Source organism: Pseudomonas sp. RT4P38, assembly GCF_054897765.1.
In genome coordinates this window covers 813,250-835,781 of the sequence record NZ_CM142703.1, presented here as the reverse complement: position 1 = coordinate 835,781, position 22,532 = coordinate 813,250, and the positions used below count along the sequence as shown (strand labels likewise).

The 22,532-nt window shown below is 58.8% G+C and carries 20 protein-coding genes; 9 read left to right on the top strand and 11 right to left on the bottom strand.

Annotation, left to right across the window (positions count from 1 at the left end; translation table 11 throughout):
* Positions 1–95 precede the first annotated feature (95 nt).
* Entirely contained in the window at positions 96–1,223 is a 1,128-nt protein-coding gene (locus ACYZT7_RS03775) for an AGE family epimerase/isomerase (RefSeq protein WP_462039999.1), read from the top strand.
* A gap of 122 nt (positions 1,224–1,345) precedes the next feature.
* Here the strand turns inward: ACYZT7_RS03775 and ACYZT7_RS03770 are convergent, their stop codons facing one another.
* The 8 genes from ACYZT7_RS03770 to amaB all read right to left on the bottom strand — a co-directional run bounded on the left by ACYZT7_RS03770 (position 1,346) and on the right by amaB (position 11,326).
* Positions 1,346–2,113: an SDR family oxidoreductase gene (locus tag ACYZT7_RS03770; protein ID WP_462039998.1), complete on the bottom strand. Its 768-nt coding sequence runs from the start codon at positions 2,111–2,113 to the stop codon at positions 1,346–1,348.
* 841 nt (positions 2,114–2,954) lie between these two features.
* Positions 2,955–3,671, bottom strand: coding sequence for an ABC transporter ATP-binding protein (locus tag ACYZT7_RS03765; RefSeq protein ID WP_462039997.1), 717 nt, complete (start codon positions 3,669–3,671; stop codon positions 2,955–2,957).
* Complete coding sequence (locus tag ACYZT7_RS03760; RefSeq protein WP_283189756.1) at positions 3,668–4,543, bottom strand: ABC transporter ATP-binding protein; 876 nt, start codon at positions 4,541–4,543, stop codon at positions 3,668–3,670. The genes ACYZT7_RS03765 and ACYZT7_RS03760 overlap by 4 nt, the downstream gene beginning before the upstream one ends.
* Positions 4,540–5,823, bottom strand: coding sequence for a high-affinity branched-chain amino acid ABC transporter permease LivM (livM, locus tag ACYZT7_RS03755; RefSeq protein WP_462039996.1), 1,284 nt, complete (start codon positions 5,821–5,823; stop codon positions 4,540–4,542). Before livM ends, ACYZT7_RS03760 begins: the two co-directional genes overlap by 4 nt.
* Before the next feature lie 3 nt (positions 5,824–5,826).
* On the bottom strand, positions 5,827–6,741 hold the full coding sequence (locus tag ACYZT7_RS03750; RefSeq protein ID WP_283182734.1) for an ABC transporter permease subunit: 915 nt from the start codon (positions 6,739–6,741) through the stop codon (positions 5,827–5,829).
* A gap of 170 nt (positions 6,742–6,911) precedes the next feature.
* Positions 6,912–8,045 carry an ABC transporter substrate-binding protein gene (locus ACYZT7_RS03745; protein ID WP_347804596.1) on the bottom strand — a complete coding sequence of 378 codons (1,134 nt, stop codon included), beginning with the start codon at positions 8,043–8,045 and terminating at the stop codon, positions 6,912–6,914.
* A gap of 363 nt (positions 8,046–8,408) precedes the next feature.
* Positions 8,409–9,692, bottom strand: coding sequence for an L-pipecolate oxidase (gene amaA / locus ACYZT7_RS03740; protein WP_462039995.1), 1,284 nt, complete (start codon positions 9,690–9,692; stop codon positions 8,409–8,411).
* Positions 9,693–9,835: 143 nt separating this feature from the next.
* The gene (amaB, locus tag ACYZT7_RS03735) at positions 9,836–11,326 is read right to left on the bottom strand and encodes an L-piperidine-6-carboxylate dehydrogenase (RefSeq protein ID WP_462039994.1); all 1,491 of its coding nucleotides are present in this window, start codon (positions 11,324–11,326) and stop codon (positions 9,836–9,838) included.
* Between the two features lie 174 nt (positions 11,327–11,500).
* Here amaB and ACYZT7_RS03730 point away from each other — a divergent pair, with 174 nt between their 5' ends.
* From ACYZT7_RS03730 to ACYZT7_RS03705, 6 genes are all read left to right on the top strand, one after another.
* Entirely contained in the window at positions 11,501–12,412 is a 912-nt protein-coding gene (locus ACYZT7_RS03730) for a LysR family transcriptional regulator (protein ID WP_462039993.1), read from the top strand.
* A gap of 167 nt (positions 12,413–12,579) precedes the next feature.
* On the top strand, positions 12,580–13,815 hold the full coding sequence (gene pncB, locus ACYZT7_RS03725) for a nicotinate phosphoribosyltransferase (protein ID WP_282376713.1): 1,236 nt from the start codon (positions 12,580–12,582) through the stop codon (positions 13,813–13,815).
* A 4-nt stretch (positions 13,816–13,819) separates the two neighbouring features.
* A complete protein-coding gene (gene nadE, locus ACYZT7_RS03720) occupies positions 13,820–14,647 on the top strand; it encodes an ammonia-dependent NAD(+) synthetase (protein WP_462039992.1) in 828 nt (275 codons plus the stop codon).
* Between the two features lie 303 nt (positions 14,648–14,950).
* On the top strand, positions 14,951–15,550 hold the full coding sequence (locus ACYZT7_RS03715; RefSeq protein WP_462039991.1) for an IS4 family transposase: 600 nt from the start codon (positions 14,951–14,953) through the stop codon (positions 15,548–15,550).
* The gene (locus ACYZT7_RS03710) at positions 15,460–15,729 is read left to right on the top strand and encodes a transposase (protein WP_462039990.1); all 270 of its coding nucleotides are present in this window, start codon (positions 15,460–15,462) and stop codon (positions 15,727–15,729) included. The genes ACYZT7_RS03715 and ACYZT7_RS03710 overlap by 91 nt, the downstream gene beginning before the upstream one ends.
* 426 nt (positions 15,730–16,155) lie before the next feature.
* Positions 16,156–17,049: a hypothetical protein gene (locus ACYZT7_RS03705; RefSeq protein WP_462039989.1), complete on the top strand. Its 894-nt coding sequence runs from the start codon at positions 16,156–16,158 to the stop codon at positions 17,047–17,049.
* 190 nt (positions 17,050–17,239) lie between these two features.
* On the opposite strand, the gene azu is transcribed toward ACYZT7_RS03705, so the two are convergent.
* Positions 17,240–17,686 (bottom strand): azurin, encoded by a 447-nt coding sequence (azu, locus tag ACYZT7_RS03700; protein WP_462039988.1) that lies wholly within the window; start codon positions 17,684–17,686, stop codon positions 17,240–17,242.
* Between the two features lie 343 nt (positions 17,687–18,029).
* Between azu and ACYZT7_RS03695 the strand changes: the two genes are divergently transcribed.
* Both ACYZT7_RS03695 and ACYZT7_RS03690 read left to right on the top strand, forming a co-directional pair.
* Positions 18,030–18,617, top strand: a complete 588-nt coding sequence (locus ACYZT7_RS03695; protein WP_462039987.1) for an LOG family protein — start codon at positions 18,030–18,032, stop codon at positions 18,615–18,617.
* A gap of 68 nt (positions 18,618–18,685) precedes the next feature.
* On the top strand, positions 18,686–18,874 hold the full coding sequence (locus tag ACYZT7_RS03690; RefSeq protein WP_462039986.1) for a hypothetical protein: 189 nt from the start codon (positions 18,686–18,688) through the stop codon (positions 18,872–18,874).
* A gap of 227 nt (positions 18,875–19,101) precedes the next feature.
* Here the strand turns inward: ACYZT7_RS03690 and ACYZT7_RS03685 are convergent, their stop codons facing one another.
* Entirely contained in the window at positions 19,102–19,992 is an 891-nt protein-coding gene (locus ACYZT7_RS03685; RefSeq protein WP_462039985.1) for a transglutaminase family protein, read from the bottom strand.
* The gene (locus ACYZT7_RS03680) at positions 19,992–22,478 is read right to left on the bottom strand and encodes a circularly permuted type 2 ATP-grasp protein (protein ID WP_462039984.1); all 2,487 of its coding nucleotides are present in this window, start codon (positions 22,476–22,478) and stop codon (positions 19,992–19,994) included. The genes ACYZT7_RS03685 and ACYZT7_RS03680 overlap by 1 nt, the downstream gene beginning before the upstream one ends.
* Positions 22,479–22,532: the final 54 nt, after the last annotated feature.

Here is a 22,532-nt window from a genome sequence, read left to right as displayed (position 1 = left end):
CACGCGGACGGTTCGACGCCTCGACGTGGGAACGATCGACGCGTTCTCTCTGCTAACATGTCGCGCAACTAACCCTGCCGTGACGACGCCAGCCAATGCCGCCTGTTTCCCGCTCCGCCTCCCAGCCTGAATTGATCGCTCTGTTCGCCTCGGTGCAACAGCACTTTCTGGACGTGATCGTGCCGCTCTGGCAAGGCCCCGGCTGGAATGCCGACATGGCGCTGCCGTATGAGGCGCTGGACGCCGAGCTTCAACCGCTGCCTCCCCAACGCTACCGGGCCATGGCCTGCGCGCGGCAGCTCTACCTGTTTTCCAGCCTGATCGGTCAGGTACCCGCCGCCGGAGAGCGCGCCGCAGCGCTGTTCCGTTCCTTGCAGGAGCATTTCCACGATGCCGAGCATGGCGGCTGGTTCTACAGCATCGACCCGCAGGGTGCGCCGCTGGATCAGCGCAAAGACCTCTACACCCACGCCTTCATCCTGTTCGCCTGCGCCCATTACTGGGACAAGGTCCGCGAGCCGCTGGTGGAATCGGTGCTCAACGCCGTACTGAAAGTGGTCGCGCAGCGCTTTGCCACGGGCGACGGCCTGTACGAAGCCAGCCTCGAGCGTGACGGGTCCTCGCTCAAGTCCGGGCCGCTGCAAAATCCCCTGATGCACTTGGCCGAAGCCTTCCTCGCCACGCTGTCGGTGCGCAAAGACGTCGCCGTGCAAGACGCGCTTGTCGAGTTATGCACAGCGATGCAGAAGCGTTTTATCGACCCGCAACACGGTGTGTTGATGGAGAAACCGCTGGGTGCCGTGGATAACTGGTTTGAACCGGGGCATCAGTTCGAGTGGTATTTCCTGCTGGAGTCGTCTTCGTTGCTGCGCGGTTCGACTCTGCATGCGTCGCTGGAGCGTGCATTTGCGTTCACTGAACAATTGGGCGTCGATCAGCAGACTGGCGCCGTCCGGGCAATGCTCGACCTGGATGGCCACTCCAAAGATGGCACCCAACGCATCTGGGCCCAGGCTGAATACCTGCGCGCCCTGACCTTACGACCAGACAGCGAGGTCGCGGTGCTACGCCAATTGCAGGCATTGCAGCAGCACTCTCTGCATGCAGGGGGCTGGTATGAATGTCGGGATGAGAACGGTGACGTGACCCGTCAGGACATGCCGTCTACCACGCCTTATCACTTGGCAACCTGCTATCGCGGGTTGGCCGACTATCTTCGCTGATTAATAGATCGCTATCGCGAGCAAGCTCGCTCCCACATTTGGTCCCTTGGTTGCTCACAATTAGTGTGCCAAAGGAGATCTACTGTGGGAGCGAGCTTGCTCGCGATGGCCGTTACGCGGTCTTAAGCCTTGGCATTACGCTCAATCGCAAACCCGCTCCACGTCTGGCTCACCGGCATCAGTTCCAGGCTGTTGATGTTGATGTGCGCCGGGGCATTGAGCACCCAGAAAATGGTGTCGGCGATGTCTTGCGGCTGAATCGGCTCGGCACCGGCGTAGGTGGCGTTGTAACGCTCCTGATCACCGGCGAAACGCACCAGTGAGAACTCGCTTTCGCACAGGCCCGGCTCGATGTTGCTGACCCGCACGCCCGTACCTTGCAGGTCGCAGCGCAGGTTCAGGGAGAACTGTTTGACGAACGCCTTGCTCGCGCCATACACGTGGCTGCCCGGGTACGGGTAGTTGCCGGCGATGGAACCAAGGTTGACGATGCCGGCGCCGCGACCGTGAGCGATCAGGCGTGGCAACAGCAGACGAGTGCTGTACATCAGGCCTTTGATGTTGGTGTCGACCATGGTGTCCCAATCGTCGAGGTCGCACTTCGGCGCCGGGTCAACGCCCAAGGCCAGGCCGGCGTTGTTGATCAGACCGCGCAGCGTGGCGAAGGACGGCGGCAGGTTGGCAATCGCCTCCTCCATGGCCTTGCGATCACGCACGTCGAGCACCAGGCCATGGACCTCGGTCTGCTTCGACAACTCGGCGCACAGCGCATTCAGGCGCTCTTCACGACGGCCGGTCAGCACCAGTTTCCAGCCAGCCTCGGCAAAACGACGGGCGCAGGCTTCACCAAAACCGGAGGTCGCGCCGGTAATAAACAGGGTGTTGGACATCGTGTTCTCCTTGCTTCGGCTGATTGGCAGCCTCTGGAATAGAAAATCAGCAGGCAGCATGCCCGGCCTTGCCCACAGCGGCAACTACCGTACCAGCTGTACAAAAAACGACCAAACCTTGCGACCCCTTACACGCCGTGGCTTTCAGCCATGTACGCGCACCTTATCCACAGGCCGGTCCACAGTTTCCGGGGGCAAGTGGAAAAGCTGTAAGCCGCTGTGCACAAGGCTTTGCGGGGAAAATGGAAATTTTTTTGCTTGACCCTGGAACGCCGGCTGTGTAGCCCATGGCATTTTGCACGATTGACCGGCCCTACCGACGATGGCGCCAAGCCAGTAACTACGGCCTTCAGCCGAGTCTTTCCAGAGTTTAACCACAGACTTATCCACAGGCAGCTCCAGTTCATTTCAACCTGTTTTCGTCACCTACAAAAAGGTTGACAAAGCCCGCTCACGGCCTCGCAAAAAAGCCTGATCAAAAAACAACCATAACTCTACAAGCCACGGTTTCAAAGGCTTTCAGCCAGCTACTCCCACGTTATTCACAGCCAGCTCCACAGCAAACGGGGACAAGTCAAAACCGTGACAAAACAACTATTTGCAGCGGCTTTATGTCGCGCTTTGAGAGGTTGGCAAATTTGTTTTCCACAATTTGCCGAAAGCATACCACTGCCCCCTGTGGGAGCGAGCTTGCTCGCGATTGCGGTGGCTCAGCCACCTCAAAGTTGACTGAAATGACGCTATCGCGAGCAAGCTCGCTCCCACAGGGATCAGGGGTGTATTGGAGGTGTAAAAAAGCCCCGGCGATTGCGCGCCAGGGCTTGGTGTTACAACAGCGAACTCAATGGCCGCCGAGATAGGCGTTACGCACTTCCTCGTTAACCAGCAGTTCCTTGCCGGTGCCAGTGAGGCGGATCTCGCCGTTGACCATCACATACGCCCGGTCCGACAGTTTGAGGGCGTGGTTGGCATTCTGCTCCACCAGGAAGATGGTCATGCCGGTACTCGCCAGTTCCCGCAGGGTCGCGAAGATCTGTTTCACCACGATTGGCGCTAATCCCAGGCTCGGCTCATCAAGTAACAACAATTTTGGACGGCTCATCAGCGCACGGGCGATGGCGAGCATTTGCTGCTCGCCGCCGGACATGGTCATCGCCCGCTGGTTGCGCCGCTCTTCGAGTCGCGGGAACAACTCGAACATGCGTTGCATGTCTTCCTTGGCGTACTTGTCACCGATAGGAATGGTGCCCATCAGCAGGTTTTCCTCGACCGTCATGTCAGGGAACACCCGCCGGCCTTCCGGCGATTGTGCGATGCCGTTGGACGCGATGTAGTGGGATGACTTGTGAGTGATATCCACACCCTGATAAATGATCTGCCCGTCAGCCGCCCGCGGCTGACCGAAAATCGACATCAGCAGGGTAGATTTGCCGGCACCATTGGAGCCGATCAGGCTGACGGTTTCACCTTCATTGATGTGCAGCGATACTTTCTTCAGGGCCTGGATCGGCCCGTAAAACACGTCCAGCTCCTTGAGTTCGAGGATGGGTTGGCTCATAACACCACTTCCTCTTCATCGGCGCCCAGATAGGCCGCAATCACTTTCGGATCGCGGCGTATATCGTCCGGGCCGCCCTCGGCGATGACGATGCCGTGGTCCAGCACCACGATGTGGTCAGAAATGCTCATTACCATGCCCATGTCGTGTTCGATCAGCACCACGGTCAGATCGTGCTCGTCGCGCAGCAGCCGGATCATCGCGCTCAGCGCTTCGGTTTCCTGAGGGTTGAGGCCAGCGGCCGGTTCGTCGAGGCAGATGATCTGCGGACGGGTACACATGGCCCGGGCGATTTCCAGACGGCGTTGCTGCCCGTAGGACAGTTCACCGGCCAGACGGTTGGCGCAGTCCACCAGGTCGACGACTTCCAGCCAGTAGAAGGCGTGGTCCAACGCATCGCTTTCGGCCTTGCGGTAGCCCTTGGTGTTGAGGATACCGGCCAGCAGGTTGCGGTTGACCCACATGTGTTGGGCCACCAGCAGGTTTTCCAGCACCGACATTTCCTTGAACAGGCGAATGTTCTGGAACGTCCGCGCCAGGCCGGCCCGGTTCACCAGATGGGTGCCGCCGAACATTTTGTAGTACATCCGGCTGGCGAAAGATTTCGGCGAGACGAAATCGGTCGGTTTGAACGATTCACCCAGCAGCTTGATGACATTGGTCTCCTCGCCGCGAATGTTGAGTTCGATTTTGCCGCCGGAGGCTTTGTAGAACCCGGTCAGACAGTTGAACACCGTGGTCTTGCCGGCGCCGTTGGGGCCGATCAGGGCGAAAATCGAATTGCGGTGCACCTTCAGGCTGACATCGCTCAGCGCCTTGATGCCGCCGAAGTGCATCATCAGCTTCTCGACCGAGAGTACGACTTCGCTCATGGCGCTACTCCTTTACGCGGGGTCACACCGGTACGGCTGATCCGAATCAGGCCGCGCGGTCGCCAGATCATCATCAACACCATCAGGATGCCGAACAACAGCACGCGATACTCAGCGAAGCCGCGCAGCAGTTCCGGAGCGACGGTCAGCACGAATGCCGCAATCACCACGCCGATGGTCGAGCCCATGCCGCCGAGTACAACGATGGCGAGAATCAGGGCCGATTCGAAAAAAGTGAACGAGGTCGGGTTGACGAAGCCTTGATAGGTGGCGAAGAACACACCGGCCAGACCGGCAGTCGATGCTCCGATGGTAAATGCCGAGAGCTTGACCAGAACGTGGTTGAGGCCCATGGAGCGGCAAGCGATTTCGTCTTCACGCAAGGCTTCCCAGGCGCGACCGACCGGCATGCGGGTCAAACGGTGCTTGATGTACAGCACAGCCAGCACCACCAGGAACAACACCGCGTAGATGAAGAAGTACTTCACGTCCGGGTTATAGGCGATGCCGAAAAACTCATGAAACGGCACCCCGCCCTCCTTAGCCCTTTTGCCGAACTCGATGCCGAAGAAGGTCGGCAATGGAGCCGCCATACCATTCGGGCCACCGGTCAGGGACAGCCAGTTATTGAGGATCAACCGGATGATTTCACCGAAGCCCAGGGTCACGATTGCCAGGTAGTCACCGTGCAGGCGCAACACCGGAAAACCGAGAATGCAGCCGGCAAGGCCAGCGATGATCGCCGCCAGCGGCAGCACCGTCCAGAAGCCCAAGCCAAGGTATTGGTAACCGAGCGCCAACCCATAAGCACCGATGGCGTAGAACGCCACGTAACCCAGGTCGAGCAGGCCGGCCAGACCGACCACGATGTTCAGCCCCAGGCCCAGCAGCACGTAGATCAGCCCGAGGATGACCACGCCCAGCAGGTAGGAGTTGGAGAAAAACGGGAACACCACGGCTACGACGATCAACACCGGAATGATCCAGCGCAACCGGGATTTGTAGTCAGGCGGCAATACATGCACCCCGGAACCGGTGCTTTCAAAGCCTTCGAGAATTCTCAGGCCCTTGGGGGTTTGCAGGAACAGGCTCAGGGCGAAGCGGCCCGCCATGACGATGGCGACAATCAACGCCACGCGGGTCGTTTCCAGGTTGAAGCCATAGCCATCGAGGACCACGCCGACAATCGGGCCGAACACAATCAGGGCGACAAGGCCGGCAAGAATCGCGTCAACCAGGCTTCTTTTGAGATCAATGGTTTTTTTAGTGGTTGAAGACATCGCTTACACCTTCGACACAAGAGGACGGCCAAGCAGGCCTTGGGGCCGAAAGACCAGAACGAGAACCAGCAGCGAGAAGCTGAAAACGTCTTTGTAGTCCGAGTTCACCAGACCTGAGAACAACGACTCGGAAATCCCGAGAATGATCCCGCCGAGCATCGCACCGGGTAGCGAGCCGATCCCGCCGAGTACCGCGGCGGTGAACGCTTTGATCCCGATGATGAAGCCGGCGTAGAAGTCGAACGTGCCGTAGTTCATGGTGATCAGCACGCCGGCCAGGGCCGCCATGGCTGCACCGATGATGAACACGTAGGAAATCACCCGATCGGTGTTGATCCCCAGAATCGAGGCCATCTTGCGATCTTGCTGGGTAGCGCGGCACATGCGGCCGAGCTTGGTGTACTTGATGACGTAGGTCAGCAGGGCCATCCCGGCAAACGCTGCGACCAGAATGAAGATCTTGGTGTAGGTCAACTGCACAAAACCTGTACCGATTTCGACGCGCCAGGCACCCGTGAGCAAGGTCGGAACCCCTTGTTGCTTCGCGCCTTGAGCGATCTGTGCATAGTTTTGCAGGATCAGCGAAATGCCGATGGCGCTGATCAGCGGTGCCAGTCGGGTGGAGTTACGTAGGGGTTTATAGGCAACCCGTTCGATGACCCAGCCATACACCGCCGTGACGATGATGGTGAAGATCAGTGTGCCAAGCATCAGCAGAGGGAAGGATTCAATACCGAAGTATGCCAGCAGAGCCAGACTGATCGCCGCCAGGTAAGCAGAAATCATGTAAACCTCGCCATGGGCGAAGTTGATCATGCCGATGATGCCATAGACCATTGTGTAGCCGATGGCGATCAGGCCATAGACCGACCCGAGGGTCAGGCCGTTGACCAGTTGCTGCAGGAAAATACCATCCATAACGCAATCTCACGCATTTGAGAGACTGCACAGAAGCCGGGTACGACGGACCGGGGTTCAGCCGCCGGCGCAACACGGTTGTGTGCAGCTCTACGAGAAAAGACAGGTACTGCACGGACATGTTGATTGATTGCCCGGCGCACAAGGCGCCGGGCAATCAGCTGTTCATATCACTTCTGTTTTTCCAGTTGGTGGTATTTGCCGTCCTTGTCCCACTGGTAAACCACGTAGTCGGAGACTTTCAGGTCACCCTTGGAATCCCAGGCCTTGTCGCCCATCACGGTTTTGACCGTGTTGGCTTTCAGCCATTTGGCAGCTTCTTCGCCTTTGTTGGACTTGGCGCCATTGAAGGCAGCTGCCAGGGTCTGAACCGAAGCGTAGGCGTACAGGGTGTAGCCTTCAGGCTCGGTACCGGCTTTACGGAACGCGTCAACCACGGTCTTGCTGTCTGGCAGCATGCGCGGGTCAGCGCCGAAGGTCATCAGTACGCCGTCGACGAATTGCGGGCCACCCGCGGTGGTCACCAGTTCGTCGGTCACGATGCCGTCATCGGACATGAACTTGACGTCTTTGAGGCCTTGCTCACGCAGTTGGCGAACCAGAGGACCGGCTTCCGGATGCAGACCGCCGAAGTAGACGACGTCGGCACCAGCGCCGCGAATTTTGGTCACGATGGTGCTGAAGTCTTTCTCGCCACGGGTCAGGCCTTCGTACAGCACCGGCTTCACGCCGCGTTTTTCCAGCTGGGCCTTGGTCGCGTCCGCGAGGCCTTGGCCGTAGGTGTCCTTGTCATGCAGGACGACGACTTTCTTGCCCTTGAGCACGTCGACGATGTAGTCACCGGCCACGATGCCTTGCTGGTCGTCACGCCCGCACATACGGAACATGGCACTCAGGCCGCGCTCGGTAACTGCAGGGTTGGTGGAACCCGGAGTGATCGCGATAATGCCCGCTTCGTCGTAGATCTCCGAAGCCGGGATCGTCGAGGAGGAGCAGAAGTGACCGACTACGCCAGCGACTTTCTGGTTGGTCAGGTCCTTGGCGACCGTCACAGCCTGTTTCGGTTCGCAGGCGTCATCGCCCTTGACCAGTACGATTTTTTCCCCGTTTACGCCGCCCGCTGCGTTGACCGCATCGGCCGCAGCCTGTGCACCCTTCATGTACTGCTCGCCAAATGCCGCGTTGGCGCCTGTCATCGGCCCCGCCACACCAATTTTCACATCAGCCTGTGCAAACGCAGACACACCCAACGCAGTTGCCACTGCGAGGGCCAAAAAGCCTTTCTTGTAAAACGTCTGGGACATGAGGTGGTGCTCCAAGGTTTTTTTTAGTTGGCACTGCGACTTCCTGAATGCTCAGAGCAAGGGCCGTGCCATCGGTTTTTTATTCTGAAAAAAGTCGCTGCGTTATTGTTATTTCGACTGTTTTGATCCCATTTTCATTGGGCGTGCAACCGTCTAAACCGCGGAAGGTGAAACCATTTATTTATAAAGGCGCAACCCGAGCGCGCCATCATTGCAACCGCGGCGCCAAACGACGTGCAACCAGCCTGTAACAACGTGCGTCACCGAAGTGCACACTCCTGGTGCGGGACTGCTACAACCCGCACCTTTTACAGGCTAGTCGCTGCGCGAAAAAGCGCCGCTTTCAGCAACAAATTTCAACAATCAAATAACGATCCGCAAGCACTGGCCTGCGTGATACAGCGAGAATCCGGCCTCGTACAAACAGCTGCGCAATCCCGCGCCCGCCAATGGTTGCATGGGTGCAAAGGGAATCGGCAGTGCTTGAGGATTACCGTCACACAAATAATCAGCGAAGGCTTTGCCAACCACTGTGCCCGTCGTGACGCCCCGGCCGTTGTAGCCGGTGACTGCCACTAAACCGGGCGCCGGCTCGAACAAACGCATCAAATGATCGGGGGTGAAGGCAATGCAACCGGTCCAGGTGCACTCCCATTCCACCGGTTTGAGGTAAGGAAAATAGTGCTGCTGAACCCGGTCGGCCCAGGCCTTGAGGAACCAGGTCGGCTTCTGATTGCCATTACCGAGGCTCCCGAGCAGCAGACGACCGTCTCTATCTCGACGAATACTGCTGAGTACCTGACGGGTGTCCCAGGAGCCTTGGCCACCGGGGAGAATTTGCTGCGCAGCCTCTTCGGTCAGCGGGACCGAGGCCACTTGATAGTAGTAACCAGGGAAGAAGTTACGCCGCAACTCTGTCCAGTCACCTTCGGTGTAAGCATTCGAGGCAATCACGACTTGCTCGGCAAGCACCGAACCCTGAGCGGTTTGTACCGACCAGCGTTGGCCCTGACGTTCGAGCCGGGTCACCGGGGAATGATCGAACAACTGACCGCCGAGACCGATGGCCGCTTTGGCCAGCCCCGTCGTGTAAGCCATTGGGTTGAGGGTGCCAGCACGTCGATCGAGCAGTGCAGCGGCAATCTTTTGGGTGCCCGTTGCCTGTTCGCATGCCTGACCGGTCAGCAGTTCGACCGGCGCGCCGCGACGCTTCCATTGTTCCTCACGACTGCGCAAGTCCGCTTCGCCACGGGCATTGTGCGCCATGTGCAGCGTGCCTTCGCGGCGTAGCTGGCAATCGATGTTGTATTTGTCGATCAGGCTGAACACCAAGGACGGTGCCGCACCCAGCATGCGATTGAGCTGACTGCCGATCACCTCACCGAAACCGGCTTCGATCTCGTCCGGTGGAATCCACATTCCGGCATTGACCAGCCCGACGTTGCGCCCCGAACCGCCATGACCAGCGCGATGGGCTTCCAGTACGCAGACACTTTTGCCCTGTTCCAACAGATGCACCGCCGCCGACAGACCGGTGAAACCGGCGCCGATGACGCAGACATCAGCCTTAAACTCGCCGTTGAGCAGCCCGTTGTCAGGCCTTTGCGGCGTCAGTTTTTCCCACAGACACTCTTCGCGTAACGGCATTGCCAGACTCCAACAGAAACCTAACAAACAACAAAGCAAAAGCTTCGCGGGCAAGCCTCGCTCCTACGGTTTTTTGTGTTGTGTCGCAATTGTGGCCACAAACACGGTCCTGTAGGAGCGAGGCTTGCCCGCGAAGAGGCCTATCAGTCGAAGGTAATACCCTGAGCCAACGGCAACTCCAGCGAATAGTTCACGGTATTCGTCTGACGGCGCATGTAGCCGCGCCATGCATCGGAGCCGGATTCACGACCGCCGCCCGTTTCTTTCTCACCGCCAAACGCCCCGCCGATTTCCGCGCCGCTCGGGCCGATATTGACGTTGGCGATGCCGCAGTCGCTGCCCACCGCCGACATGAACTGCTCGGCTTCACGCACGTCAGTGGTGAAAATGCACGACGACAAGCCTTGTGGCACGGCGTTGTTCAGGCGCAAGGCCTCGTCGAAATCCTTGTAACCGACCACGTATAGAATGGGTGCGAAGGTTTCGCTGCAGACCACATCGCTCTGCTCCGGCATTTCAACGATGGCCGGCGAGACGTAATAAGCGTTAGGGAATTGGTCTTCCAGTTGGCGCTTGCCGCCGAACACCCGGCCGCCTTCGCTCAAGGCCTGCTCCAGCGCATCCTGCATGTTTTCGAAGCTGTGCTTGTCGATCAGCGGACCAATCAGGTTGCCTTCCAGTGGGTTGCCGATGCGCACTTTGGAGTAAGCGGCTTTCAGGCGGGTGACGATTTCTTCTTTCACCGATTCATGGGCAATCAGACGGCGCAGCGTGGTGCAACGCTGACCGGCGGTGCCGACGGCGCTGAAGAGGATTGCCCGTACGGCCATGTCCAGGTCGGCGCTTGGGCCGAGGATCATTGCGTTGTTACCGCCCAGTTCCAGAATGCTGCGAGCGAAACGTGCGGCGATTTTCGGCGCCACTTCGCGGCCCATGCGGGTGCTGCCGGTGGCGCTGATCAGCGCGACACGCGGGTCATCGACCAGGGCTTCGCCAGCATCGCGACCGCCGATGATGACTTGGCTCAGGTGCGGTGGCGCGTCGCTGAAGTTCTTCAGTACACGGTCGAACAGCGCCTGGCAGGCCAGTGCGGTCAGTGGGGTTTTCTCCGACGGTTTCCAGATCACCGGATTGCCGCAGACCAGTGCCAGCGCGGTGTTCCAGGCCCAGACCGCCACCGGGAAGTTGAACGCGCTGATGACGCCGACGACGCCCAGCGGGTGCCAGGTTTCGCGCATGTGGTGGCCAGGACGCTCGGAAGCGATGGTCAAACCGTACAGCTGACGGGACAGGCCGACGGCGAAATCGCAGATGTCGATCATTTCCTGAACTTCACCCAGACCTTCCTGAGTGATCTTGCCGGCTTCCCAGGACACCAGCTCGCCGAGGTCGGCCTTGTATTCACGCAGGATATCGCCAAGTTGTCGCACCAGTTCACCACGGCGCGGCGCCGGGACCTTGCGCCACAGTTCGAACGCATGATCTGCACGACTGATGTGCTGCTCGACTTCAGCGGCACCTTCCCAGTTCACGGCGGCAATCTGGCTGCCATCGATCGGCGAATGCACCGGCACTTTGCCGTTCTGGTACAGGGCCGGGTTCACACCAAGACGATCAAGCAATGCGGCAACCATGGGTCACTCCTCAAGCGAAAAACAGAATGTGTGCAGCCGGAAAATCACGACTGATCAGACCTGTATTTTTAGCGCTCCGGAGGTTACCCAACAAACGACCTTTAAGAGAGATATCATTCCGTTTATTCATGCTGCGAATTGCTGATAAGAAAGAAACAAGAAAAAGGACAACCCATGCTGAACAAACGCTACCTGCCGTCGATCACCGCACTGCAGTGTTTCGAGGCAGTAACCCGGCATTTGAGCTTCACTCGGGCCGCCGAAGAGCTGAACCTGACCCAGAGCGCTGTCAGCAAACAGGTCGCGCAACTCGAAGAATTGTTGCAGCACTTGCTGTTTCGCCGGGTGCGTCGACGCTTGCAAATGACTCCGGCGGGTGACTTGTACCTGGTGGAGGTACGAAAAATCCTCACACAGGTCGAGATGTCGACTCACTACCTGCGCTCCTACGGCGGTGAAACCGAAGTCCTGCGCGTCTCCACGCCTCCGACCTTCGGCGCTCGCTGGCTAGTGCCACGCTTGAAGGGTTGGCGTCTGCGCCATCCCTCGATCCATCTGGACTTGTGCAGCGAGCAGGAAGCCGACGATCTGCTGCAAGGTCGCAGCGACCTGGCGTTCTATTTCGGCCAGGGCTCTCGACCCGGCACTGAGTGCCTGAAGCTGTTCGGCGAAGAGCTGGTGCCGGTCTGCGCACCGGGCAGCCTGCCGGACACGCCGTTCACCGATCCTACGCAACTCACCGACCTGGTCTTGCTGCAAAACGCCTCCCGGCCCCAGGCCTGGCACGACTGGTTCGACAGTCAGGGCTACCACACCGAACACAGCTACCACGGCCCGCGTTTCGAAACCTTTTATATGTGCATCCGCGCAGCCCAGGTCGGCTGCGGAGTGGCGCTGTTGCCGCGGTTTCTGGTGGAAGAGGAATTGGCCGACGGCAAACTGGTCATACCCTGGAAGCACGCGATGCCCAGCACTGATGCCTACTACCTGGCGTATCCGGAGCATTCGGCGGAAGTGCCGAAAGTGCGGGATTTTGTGAAATGGATGCTGGAGCAAATCGATAACCCGGACATCCCTCAAATTTAGGGTTGCACCCAATACCTGTGGGAGCGAGCAAGCTCGCTCCCACAGGTATCTGCACTGTCCAAAAAAACACTGGCAATCCCCACCTCTGATATGCGCCACTAGCCCCATTCATTGAAACAGCTGCAACGTCGCTACCACAGGCCGCGGCCAGCCTGGAGAACCCCGTTATGAGCGAGAGCGTGTTTGGCGATCGCATCGTGCAGAACCTGCTCGACACCGACTTCTACAAACTGACGATGATGCAGGCGGTGCTGCACAACTACCCGAACGTGGAAGTCGAATGGGAATTTCGTTGCCGTAACAGCGAAGATTTGCGCCCGTACCTGGCGGAGATTCGTTTCCAGATCGAACGCCTCGCCGAGTTGAGCCTGAGCGCCGACCAGTTGAGTTTCATGGAGCGCATCAGCTTCATGAAGCCGGACTTCCTGCGCTTTCTAGGATTGTTCCGTTTCAATCTGCGCTACGTCCACACCGGCATCGAAAACGGCGAGCTGTTCATCCGCCTGCGCGGACCATGGCTGCACGTGATCCTGTTCGAAGTGCCGCTGTTGTCCATCGTCAGCGAGGTGCGCAACCGCTATCGCTACCGTGAGGTCGTGCTGGAACAGGCGCGCGAGCAGCTCTATCGCAAGTTCGACTGGTTGACTGCCAATGCCAGCGCAGACGAACTTTCCGAATTGCAGGTCGCCGATTTCGGCACTCGCCGTCGCTTCTCGTACCGCGTGCAGGAAGAAGTGGTGAACGTGCTCAAGCACGATTTCCCCGGACGCTTCGTCGGCACCAGCAATGTGCACCTTTCACGGGAGCTGGACATGAAGCCGTTGGGCACCATGGCCCACGAATGGATCATGGCCCACCAGCAACTCGGCCCACGGCTGATCGACAGTCAGATTGCCGCCCTCGATTGCTGGGTCCGCGAGTACCGCGGCCTATTGGGGATCGCCCTCACCGATTGCATTACCACGGATGCGTTTCTCAGCGATTTCGACCTGTACTTCGCCAAGCTCTTTGACGGTTTGCGTCATGATTCCGGTGATCCAGTGCTCTGGGCGGAAAAGGCCATCGCTCATTATCACAAGCTGGGCATCGACCCAATGAGCAAGACGCTGGTGTTCTCCGACAGCCTGACGCTGCCCAAGTCCCTGGAGATTTTTCGGGCATTGCGCGGTCGGATCAATGTCAGCTTTGGCATAGGCACCAACCTGACGTGTGATATTCCGGGTGTCGAACCGATGAGCATCGTGCTTAAAATGGCCGCCTGCAACGGCCAGCCCGTGGCAAAAATTTCCGATGAGCCAGGCAAGACTCACTGCAAAGACCCGAATTTCGTCGCCTATTTGCGACACGTTTTCAAAGTACCTGCCGCCCTTTCCAGTACATCCAGCATTTCTAGCAAGGAGTGAATTCATGCAAGCCGAACAGCGTGAGATTGCTGAACAGCTCAAGGTCCAGCCGCCGTTCGCCGACCAGGCCGCCCTCGAGGCTGAAGTCGCCCGGCGGATTACCTTCATCCAGGATTGCCTGGTCAATTCCGGGCTCAAGACCCTGGTACTCGGCATCAGCGGCGGCGTCGATTCCCTGACCGCCGGTCTGCTGGCCCAGCGTGCCATGCGCGAACTGCGTACGCGCACCGGCGACAACAGCTACACGTTCATCGCCGTGCGCCTGCCGTACGAAACCCAGTTCGACGAACACGACGCCCAGGCCTCGGTAGACTTCATCGCCCCGGACGAGCGCCACACGGTGAACATCGGCCCGGCAGTCAAATCCCTCGCCAGTGAAGTAGCGGCGTTTGAAGGCAAGCATGCGGTCTCGGTGGATTTCGTGCTTGGCAACACCAAGGCGCGGATGCGCATGGTCGCCCAATACACCATTGCCGGCGCGGCCCAGGGCCTGGTGATCGGCACCGACCACGCGGCGGAAGCAGTGATGGGTTTCTTCACCAAGTTCGGTGACGGCGCTTGCGACCTGGCGCCACTGAGCGGTCTGGTGAAAAACCAGGTCCGGGACATCGCCCGCAGCTTCGGCGCGTCGGAGTCGCTGGTGGAAAAAATCCCGACCGCCGACCTTGAAGACCTGTCGCCTGGCAAACCGGACGAAGCGTCCCACGGCGTGACCTACGCCGAGATCGACGCGTTCCTGCACGGCGAGCCGGTGCGCGAGGAAGCATTCAAGATCATCTGCGACACGTACAAAAAGACTCATCACAAGCGGGTGATGCCGTTTGCGCCATAAGGACGTCGGCGCCTGTACCGACGCCTTCGCGGGCAAGCCACGCTCCCACAGGTATTGTGTCGGACGCCGGTAATTGGCACGACGCAAATCCTGTGGGAGCGTGGCTTGCCCGCGAAGAACGATGACGCGGTCAAACGTCAGGCACAAAAAAAGCGTCCCAAGTGGATAATGCCGATCAGTTAAGCCTTCTTGCTTGACGTTTGGCCGCAAGAAATCAAAATCCGATGCCTGTATTGGCATCAGATTTTTTTATGCGTCTGGCTCGAGCACTGGAACTGACCCACCTGACTCAGAAAAGTTGGCATGAAGCGGCTGGTCATCCGACTTGGGCAGGACTGCGTTTTGCTGGGGGTCGATGGCGTCGTATGGCGAACGCCTGATACGCCGGAAAACCGAGCGCGCGATGACTCGGCCAGTAATCAGCATGGCGACACCGGTTTCCCCCAGGTTCGCATGGTCTGCCAAATGGAATTGACCAGTCATTTGCTGATTGGCAGTGCGTTTGATGGCTATCGCAGCAACGAAATGAAACTGGCGGAACAACTGATCGAAAACACACCCGATCACTCGTTGACGCTGTTTGATCGCGGCTTTTACTCCCTGGGTTTGTTGCATCAATGGCAGCAAGCAGGCACCGAACGGCATTGGCTGATGCTGCTGAAAAAAGGCACGCAGTACGAAGTGCTTCAGCGTTTTGGTCGCCAGGATGCTGTGGTCTCGTTGAGCACTTCGCCGCAGGCCCCCAAGCAATGGCCGGGACTGCCGGAACGCCTCATCGCGCGACTCCTGAGCAAAATCGTCAAAGGCGAGGTGTGCCAAATCCTGACATCGATGGCCCACCCGCTGCGTTCCCGTCCGACGAAATCGTCGACCTGTACAGCCAGCGATGGGAGATCGAATTAGGGTTTCGGGAGATGAAACAGACTCTGCTCAACAGCAGCTACACGCTGCGCAGCAAAACACCCGAGATGATCGAACAAGAGTTGTGGGGGGGTGTTGCTGGGCTACAACTTGTTGCGCTATCAAATGGTGGGAATGAGTCGCCACTGCCTGGGTATTTACCCGTGCGAAATGAGCTTTAGCGCGTGCACCTAGGCCTTGAAGTTTATCAACAGCGTCTCTGCCGACGGAGGAGCGGGTTTATCCCCGGGCCATCCGACTCAAATCGCCGAAATATCCGATCAGAAAGAAAAATGCCAGTCAGCTTAACTGACTGGCATTAGCCACGAGGCTCGCCTTTTTGATCGCTTGTTACTCAGTGGCGGCCGAGCAACAAACCAACCACCAGACCGAAGCCGGCCCAGATCGCAATCGCCGAGGTTGGATTGCGTCGTGAAAAATCTGATTCGGAGTTCAAGGCCACGCCTCAAAAAAGTGCCGCCCGTCGCTTATACGGCCGAGCTGTCATTGTTGACAGGTTCTCCCGCGCAGGTTTTGCCCTAGGTTGAGGGTGCGTCAGAACAGCGCAGAGTCCTGCTCTGGTCGCTAACGAATGGAGATCGTCAGTCATGAACCGAACCTCTGAAGTCCCAAGTCCGCGGATCGCTATCAACATGGCGAAGATGGCCACGAGCATCGCGGTCCAGCCACCGTACTTCGCGTTCACGCAGCTTTATACCTTGGACGACGAATGGGGGATCTACGGTGATTTCACGCCTGAGCAACCGCAAGGGCAGGAGCGTGGGCCACTCGCAACTGCAGAGGCCGGTCGCCATATGGCAATTCTCGGGTCGTGCGCTGCGGCGCGCGCGCAGGCTGAAGGGGGTCGTGTGTATTACCTGGCTTCCAATGCTCAATGGGAGCTGCGCTACTACTCGACCCGGACTTGGCAAACACTGAACATGACAGCGCGGGCAAAAATAGTCGAACAGTCCCGCAAGTCCGTAACCGCGAGGACTCAACTCTTGGTAGACGGACAGTTGTACGGTGAACTGTTGGTGCGTTATCAAGTACTGGCAGAAAAGACATTTGAAAAACTCTTCGCCTGCCACCGGACGGCGGATCTTGCGCCCTGCGGCAAGTCTCCCTATGCCGAAGCTATCCCATTGTCGGTGGTTGCTATCAGCGATAAGGAGATCATCGCTCGCAGTGTTGGTGTCTCCGCCGCACGGTGCGCAGGACATTTCCCCGGATACGCCGAGTGGCCTGTGGCTGTCGTCATGGGCGGGTTTGCCCAAACCATGTCTCGGTTACTGGATCTCAAGATGGGAAGAGCCGTTTCCTACAGGCTTGAGCATGTGACCTTGGACGCCCTTGAGTTGGTTCCGGGCGACAAGCAATTGGAATTCAGCGCCTATGTCTCTGCCATGTCCACCGATGGCAAGTCCTGTAACGTGGTCTGCAGCGCTACCTATGCGGGGAGGGTGATCGCCCACGCTTGTGCCGAACTGGCTATTGTATGAAAGGTTTACCACTCGACGACGGCATATTCATCGTTGTGGTCAGTTCCAAGGCCCGAGCAAGACGCATAAAAAAATCCGATGCCAGTACAGGCATCGGATTTTGATTTCTTGCGGCCAAAGGTCAAGCGTGAGGGCTAAACTGATCGGCATTAGTCCCTAGAGGGACGCTTTTTTTAAGAGTTCAATTTGATTACTTCAGGGTAACCGTGCCTTTCATCATCGAGATGTGGCCTGGGAACGAGCAGAAGAAACCGTACTTCTCGCCAGCATCGAGCTTCGACACGTCGAAGGTCACCGAGTCAGTTTCCTTGGCGCCGATGATTTTGGTGTGGGCGATGATGCGTGCGTCGCCTTCAGGCAGGTAACTCTTCTCGATGCCTGCGGCCAGGCCCGCGGTGGCGATCGGCTGCATATCGGCTTCTTTGCTCAGGACCCAGTTATGACCCATGACGTTTTTGGGCAGGTTTCCGGAGTGTTTCAGCTCCACGGTGAACGTCTTGCAGCTCTTGTCGATACTGATTTCCTTGGTGTCGAAGGACATCTGGTCAGTGGAGTCAACGGTGACTTTGCACTCGGCAGCCATCAATTGGCTGCTGGCCAGTGTCAGCAGGGATACCGCAACAAGTTTGGCAAACATGGTGAATCTCCAAGGCAGGGTTAACAAAAACGCGCATGGACAGAAGACTGCCTGAAATCTCCGCAAGTTCCTATGACCTGAATCATAAATTGTATACAACTTTCGGGCTATGACACCTATCGAAACAATCTACCAGCCAGACGTCTGGGGCGGCCCTATCATCAGGTCGTCATCACTCATCTGGAGCCTCTGTCATGTCCCTTAATAGCCTGTTGTGCAGTTTGCTCGCCGCCTACGCCTGTGGCGCCAGTGGTACTTATGAAACACCTGAACGCGAAGTTTAGACCTTGGAACGCCGCGTGCCTGCCTTTACTCTGTGGCCATACTGACCATGGAGTAAGGCATGTCTTTAGCGTCCGTTTGTGTATTTTGCGGTGCCAGCACCGGCACCAACCCGGCTTATCGTGAAGCGGCTGTCGCCCTGGGGCGAGCATTGGCCGAGCGCAAGCTGACCCTGGTCTATGGCGGCGGTGCCGTCGGGCTGATGGGCATCGTCGCCGATGCTGCGCTGGCGGCCGGCGGTGAAGTGATCGGGATCATCCCGCAAAGCCTCAAAGACAAGGAAATTGGTCACAGCGGCCTGACTCGTCTGGAAGTGGTCGACGGCATGCATGCGCGCAAGGCGCGGATGGCCGAGCTCAGTGACGCCTTTATCGCCCTGCCCGGCGGCCTGGGCACGCTGGAAGAACTGTTCGAAGTCTGGACCTGGGGCCAGCTCGGTTACCACGGCAAACCGCTGGGGCTGCTGGAAGTGAACGGTTTCTATAGCAAATTGACCGATTTTCTCGATCATATCGTCGGCGAAGGCTTCGTTCGCGAACCGCACCGTGACATGCTGCAAACGAGCGAATCGCCGCAAACCCTGCTTGATGCACTGGACGCCTGGCAACCCTCGGTACCGCCAAAATGGGCCGAGCAAAAACCCAGCTAACGGCTCGGCATCGATACAGGGCAGAATATGCGCCGCTCAACCTCACCTTCGACCCCAGAGGATCGCCCATGGCTAAACCCAATTATTCCTTCGCCAAACGTCAGAGAGACTTGGCCAAGGAGCAGAAGAAAGAGGAAAAGCTTCAGCGCAAGAAAGCTACAGCTGAAGAAGAAGCCGCCGCACTGAACCCGGATGCCGAAGGCGAAGTGGCTGCAGACGAAACTGAAACACCGAAAGATCAGGCGCCCGACGCCTGAGACCCTCAGGGCCCGATGATCTGATCAGGCCCACCGGATCTGTGTCCAGGGTCAGCAGTCACGCTGCTGACCCTCACAGGCCAATCTGAAATACCTTCCATCTCACAAAACTATTGGCACATTCCCCTGTGGGAGCGAGCTTGCTCGCGATAACGGCTGGACATCCAATATAAATGTGACAGTCAGACCGCCATCGCGAGCAAGCTCGCTCCCACATGGGTTCTGTATTACTCCAATGGCATCACGGTGACGCGGACTTCCGGGTCATGGTTGCCGCCGCCCAAAATCACCCCACGCAACGGCGAGACATCAGAAAAATCCCGGCCCCAGGCCAAAGTGATGTGTTCCAGCGCCGGCTGCACGTTGTTGGTCGGGTCGAAATCCACCCAACCGAGCACCGGGCAGAACACTGAAACCCAGGCATGAGACGCATCGGCGCCGATCAGTCGCGGCTGGCCCGGTGGTGGCTGGGTCAGCAGGTAGCCACTGATGTACCGCGCCGCCAACCCACGGGAGCGTACGCAGGCGAGCATCAGGTGAGCGAAGTCCTGACAAACACCGCGCCGGCGCTCCAGTACCTCCACCAGCGGCGTCGCCACTTGGGTCGCTTCAGCGTCGAAGGTGAATTCGCTGAAGATCTTCTCCATCAGCGCCTGAACACCCAACAGCAGCGGCCGACCCGATGGGAAACAGCTTTCGGAAAACTCGACGAAGTTGCGCTTCAAATGCACGTAGGGCGATTCGAACCGGTAACGACACGCTTCCAGCAATTGCGGGGAAAGCGGCTGACTGCTGTAGGTCAGCGCGTTGCGGGTTTCTTCCCACGCGGGGGATTGATTGAAATCCAGCGCCGGCCGGGCCAGCACTTCGACGGTGAGCCGGGCATTGACCAGCAATTCATCGTGCGGCCGCTCGAACGCCAACCGGGTCAGCGGATTGCCGAACACATCCAGTTCATCGCGGCGTGATGTCGGGTCGGGACTGATCTGCAGTTGCTGCTCGGTGCAGCGCTGCCAGGCACACGCTCGCGGCCACAGGTGCGCGAGCTGCTGAGCCAGAGAGACCGGGCTGTCGTAGTGATAATGGGTGTCGTGGAGAATCTGGTAGTGGGCGCTCATCAGACGGACACCGTGCGCTGGCTGACGTCATCGACGTGGGCGAAATGGCGCAAGGCCAGTCGGTCCGACACTTGCCCGCTGGCGTCGGCGATTTCTTGCAACAGCTCGGCCAACCCCTCAATGGCCGCCCGAACGCTGGCTGCGCCGAACAGCGGGTTTTCCAGGCATCCCAGATCGAACTGTGCCAAGCGTTCCACCAACTGCGGCAACCCCGCTTCACGAGGCACACCGAAGTCATCATTCAAGCGTTTCAAGGTTCGAGTCACCAGTTTCAACTGGAACAACACGGCGTGGGGGTTCTGCTCGTCGAGCAGCAACAGGTCGAGCACCGGAATCAGTTGCGCCACTGCCAGATACCGCGATCGGTAAGTGATGCTGCTGTTGCCCAGCTCCAGCAGCCATTCCAGTCCGGCCTGATCGAAAGCACCGGCACCGCGCAGAAATGCCGCCAGGCTGGCGCTGAGAAATTGCAGACGTTCGATCCGGCGGCCGATCATCAGGAAGCGCCAGCCTTCGTCCCGGGTCATGTCGTCGAGGGCGAAACCGGATAACGCCGCCAGGGACATCACCAGACGGTTGAGGAAATCCAGCAATTCGCCGAAATCCGGCTCTTCGGTTTCCAGCTCCATTGCCTCGCGTTGCAATTCCACCAGCGCCTGCCAGTTTTCCCGCGAGAGCTTGCCGCGCACTTGCGAGGCCGCCCACTGCAGACGTTGCAGGTTGGAGCGCAGGCTGAAAGGCCAGTCATCGCCGAGCAATGCCGCCAGTAAACGCTCCGGCAACTCGCCTTCATCGGGCAACAACATCAACCGTTCGCCCAGGTCGACCGCCGCCTCCAGAGCTTGCGGGTCATCGCCATCGACGTAACGCGCCAGCATGATCCGCAATAACCGGGCACTGTCATCACAGCGCTCGCAGTAGCGCCCGAACCAGAACAGATTTTCCACCACCCGCGACGGCAGATACGGATCGCGTCTCACCAGGTCGTGCACACCGATCGTGCGCTGGGTTTTCCATTGCTCACCGCTCGGCGGGCGATCACCCAACACCCAGGTGTCTTTGCTCGCGCCACCGCGCTGCATTGACACCACTTCGGCGTCAGCTTCGGCGGCAACGCGGGTGAGGCCGCCGGGCAGCACCCGATAGCCATCACGGCTGGCCACTGCGTACACGCGCATGCCGATGGCCCGGGATTGCAGATGACCCTCTTCAGCCTGCCAGATCGGGGCTTGAGAGAGCTGGGCCAATTCTTGCGCGACATAGGCATAAGGCCGAGCCCGCATGCGCTCGGCCAGTTCCTCACGCTGTTTTTCACTCAAATCACGGCCAAATACCGGAGCGAAGCTCTGTGACGGAAAAGCCGGTTTGATCAACAACTCCGGCAATTTTTCCAGGGCCTGAGCCAGCACTGGCGCTTCACCGCACCACCAGGTTGCGATGGAGGGCAGGATCAATTCTTCGCCGAACAGGAATTGATTGATCCTCGGCAGGAAACCCAACAATCCCGGCGACTCCAGCACACCGCTGCCGAGGGCATTGGCCACCAGCACTCGCCCTTGGCGTACCGCCTCCAGTAACCCCGGCACGCCAAGGGCCGAATCGGTGCGCAGCTCAAGCGGGTCGCAGAAGTCATCGTCGAGCCGACGCATGATCGCGTGGACCCGGCGCAATCCACTCAGGGTTTTTAGGTAGACCGTAGCGTCGCGCACCGTCAGGTCGCCGCCCTCTACCAGCGGATAACCAAGCTGGCGCGCCAGATAGAGGTGTTCGAAATAGCTTTCGTTGAAACGCCCCGGTGTCAGCAGCACGATCAGCGGCGCTTCGTCATCACTCGGTGCCTGGCGAGCCAGGGTTTCCTGAAGCGTGCGGAAGAACCCGGCCAGGTGCTGCACTTTCAAGTCGCGGTACAGCTCGGGAAAGGCCCGGGACACAATGGTACGGTTTTCCAAGGCGTAACCGGCACCGGACGGCGCTTGAGTCCGGTCCGCCGTGACCCACCAGCGACCGTCAGGCGTACGCGCCAGATCCACGGCATACAGATGCAGAAAAGCCCCGTCGGGCGGCGTGATGCCCTGACAGGGCCAGAGGAAATTGTTGTGACCGAAAACCAGTTCAGCCGGTAGCAGCCCCTCGGCGATCAACCGCTGCGGCCCGTATAAATCTGCCAACACAGCATTGAGCAAGCGTGACCGTTGGGCGATCCCGGCCGATAACTGCTGCCATTCATCAGCAGCAATCACGTGCGGTAGCAGATCGAGCTCCCACGGCCGATCGGCCCCCTTGGGATCGGCGTAGACGTTATAGGTCACGCCGTTTTCCTGGATCTGCCGGGTCAGCAGCGCCTGACGCTGCACCAATTGTGTTGGCGTGCTGCGCTGCAATTGGTCGAACAACCGACGCCAATGCGGACGCACTGCGCCGCTGTCGTCGAGCAGTTCGTGATAGGTGCCCGCCGTCAGCGGGTAGCGGTCAAGCAGGTCAGGCATGGAAAGCTCGGCAGACAGCAAAGAACGGTCAGACTAACGCAGGCTCATGACGCC

Excerpts from the sequence above, each read along its gene's own strand:
- ACYZT7_RS03750 (WP_283182734.1), bottom strand. The coding sequence starts at position 6,741 with ATGGATGGTATTTTCCTGCAGCAACTGGTCAACGGCCTGACCCTCGGG.
- ACYZT7_RS03745 (WP_347804596.1), bottom strand. The coding sequence starts at position 8,045 with ATGTCCCAGACGTTTTACAAGAAAGGCTTTTTGGCCCTCGCAGTGGCA.
- ACYZT7_RS03765 (WP_462039997.1), bottom strand. The coding sequence starts at position 3,671 with ATGAGCCAACCCATCCTCGAACTCAAGGAGCTGGACGTGTTTTACGGG.
- amaA (WP_462039995.1), bottom strand. The coding sequence starts at position 9,692 with ATGCCGTTACGCGAAGAGTGTCTGTGGGAAAAACTGACGCCGCAAAGG.
- livM (WP_462039996.1), bottom strand. The coding sequence starts at position 5,823 with ATGTCTTCAACCACTAAAAAAACCATTGATCTCAAAAGAAGCCTGGTT.
- ACYZT7_RS03730 (WP_462039993.1), top strand. The coding sequence starts at position 11,501 with ATGCTGAACAAACGCTACCTGCCGTCGATCACCGCACTGCAGTGTTTC.
- amaB (WP_462039994.1), bottom strand. The coding sequence starts at position 11,326 with ATGGTTGCCGCATTGCTTGATCGTCTTGGTGTGAACCCGGCCCTGTAC.
- nadE (WP_462039992.1), top strand. The coding sequence starts at position 13,820 with ATGCAAGCCGAACAGCGTGAGATTGCTGAACAGCTCAAGGTCCAGCCG.
- pncB (WP_282376713.1), top strand. The coding sequence starts at position 12,580 with ATGAGCGAGAGCGTGTTTGGCGATCGCATCGTGCAGAACCTGCTCGAC.
- ACYZT7_RS03775 (WP_462039999.1), top strand. The coding sequence starts at position 96 with ATGCCGCCTGTTTCCCGCTCCGCCTCCCAGCCTGAATTGATCGCTCTG.
- ACYZT7_RS03690 (WP_462039986.1), top strand. The coding sequence starts at position 18,686 with ATGGCTAAACCCAATTATTCCTTCGCCAAACGTCAGAGAGACTTGGCC.
- ACYZT7_RS03760 (WP_283189756.1), bottom strand. The coding sequence starts at position 4,543 with ATGAGCGAAGTCGTACTCTCGGTCGAGAAGCTGATGATGCACTTCGGC.
- ACYZT7_RS03715 (WP_462039991.1), top strand. The coding sequence starts at position 14,951 with ATGAAGCGGCTGGTCATCCGACTTGGGCAGGACTGCGTTTTGCTGGGG.
- ACYZT7_RS03685 (WP_462039985.1), bottom strand. The coding sequence starts at position 19,992 with ATGAGCGCCCACTACCAGATTCTCCACGACACCCATTATCACTACGAC.
- ACYZT7_RS03680 (WP_462039984.1), bottom strand. The coding sequence starts at position 22,478 with ATGCCTGACCTGCTTGACCGCTACCCGCTGACGGCGGGCACCTATCAC.
- azu (WP_462039988.1), bottom strand. The coding sequence starts at position 17,686 with ATGTTTGCCAAACTTGTTGCGGTATCCCTGCTGACACTGGCCAGCAGC.
- ACYZT7_RS03695 (WP_462039987.1), top strand. The coding sequence starts at position 18,030 with ATGTCTTTAGCGTCCGTTTGTGTATTTTGCGGTGCCAGCACCGGCACC.
- ACYZT7_RS03770 (WP_462039998.1), bottom strand. The coding sequence starts at position 2,113 with ATGTCCAACACCCTGTTTATTACCGGCGCGACCTCCGGTTTTGGTGAA.
- ACYZT7_RS03705 (WP_462039989.1), top strand. The coding sequence starts at position 16,156 with ATGAACCGAACCTCTGAAGTCCCAAGTCCGCGGATCGCTATCAACATG.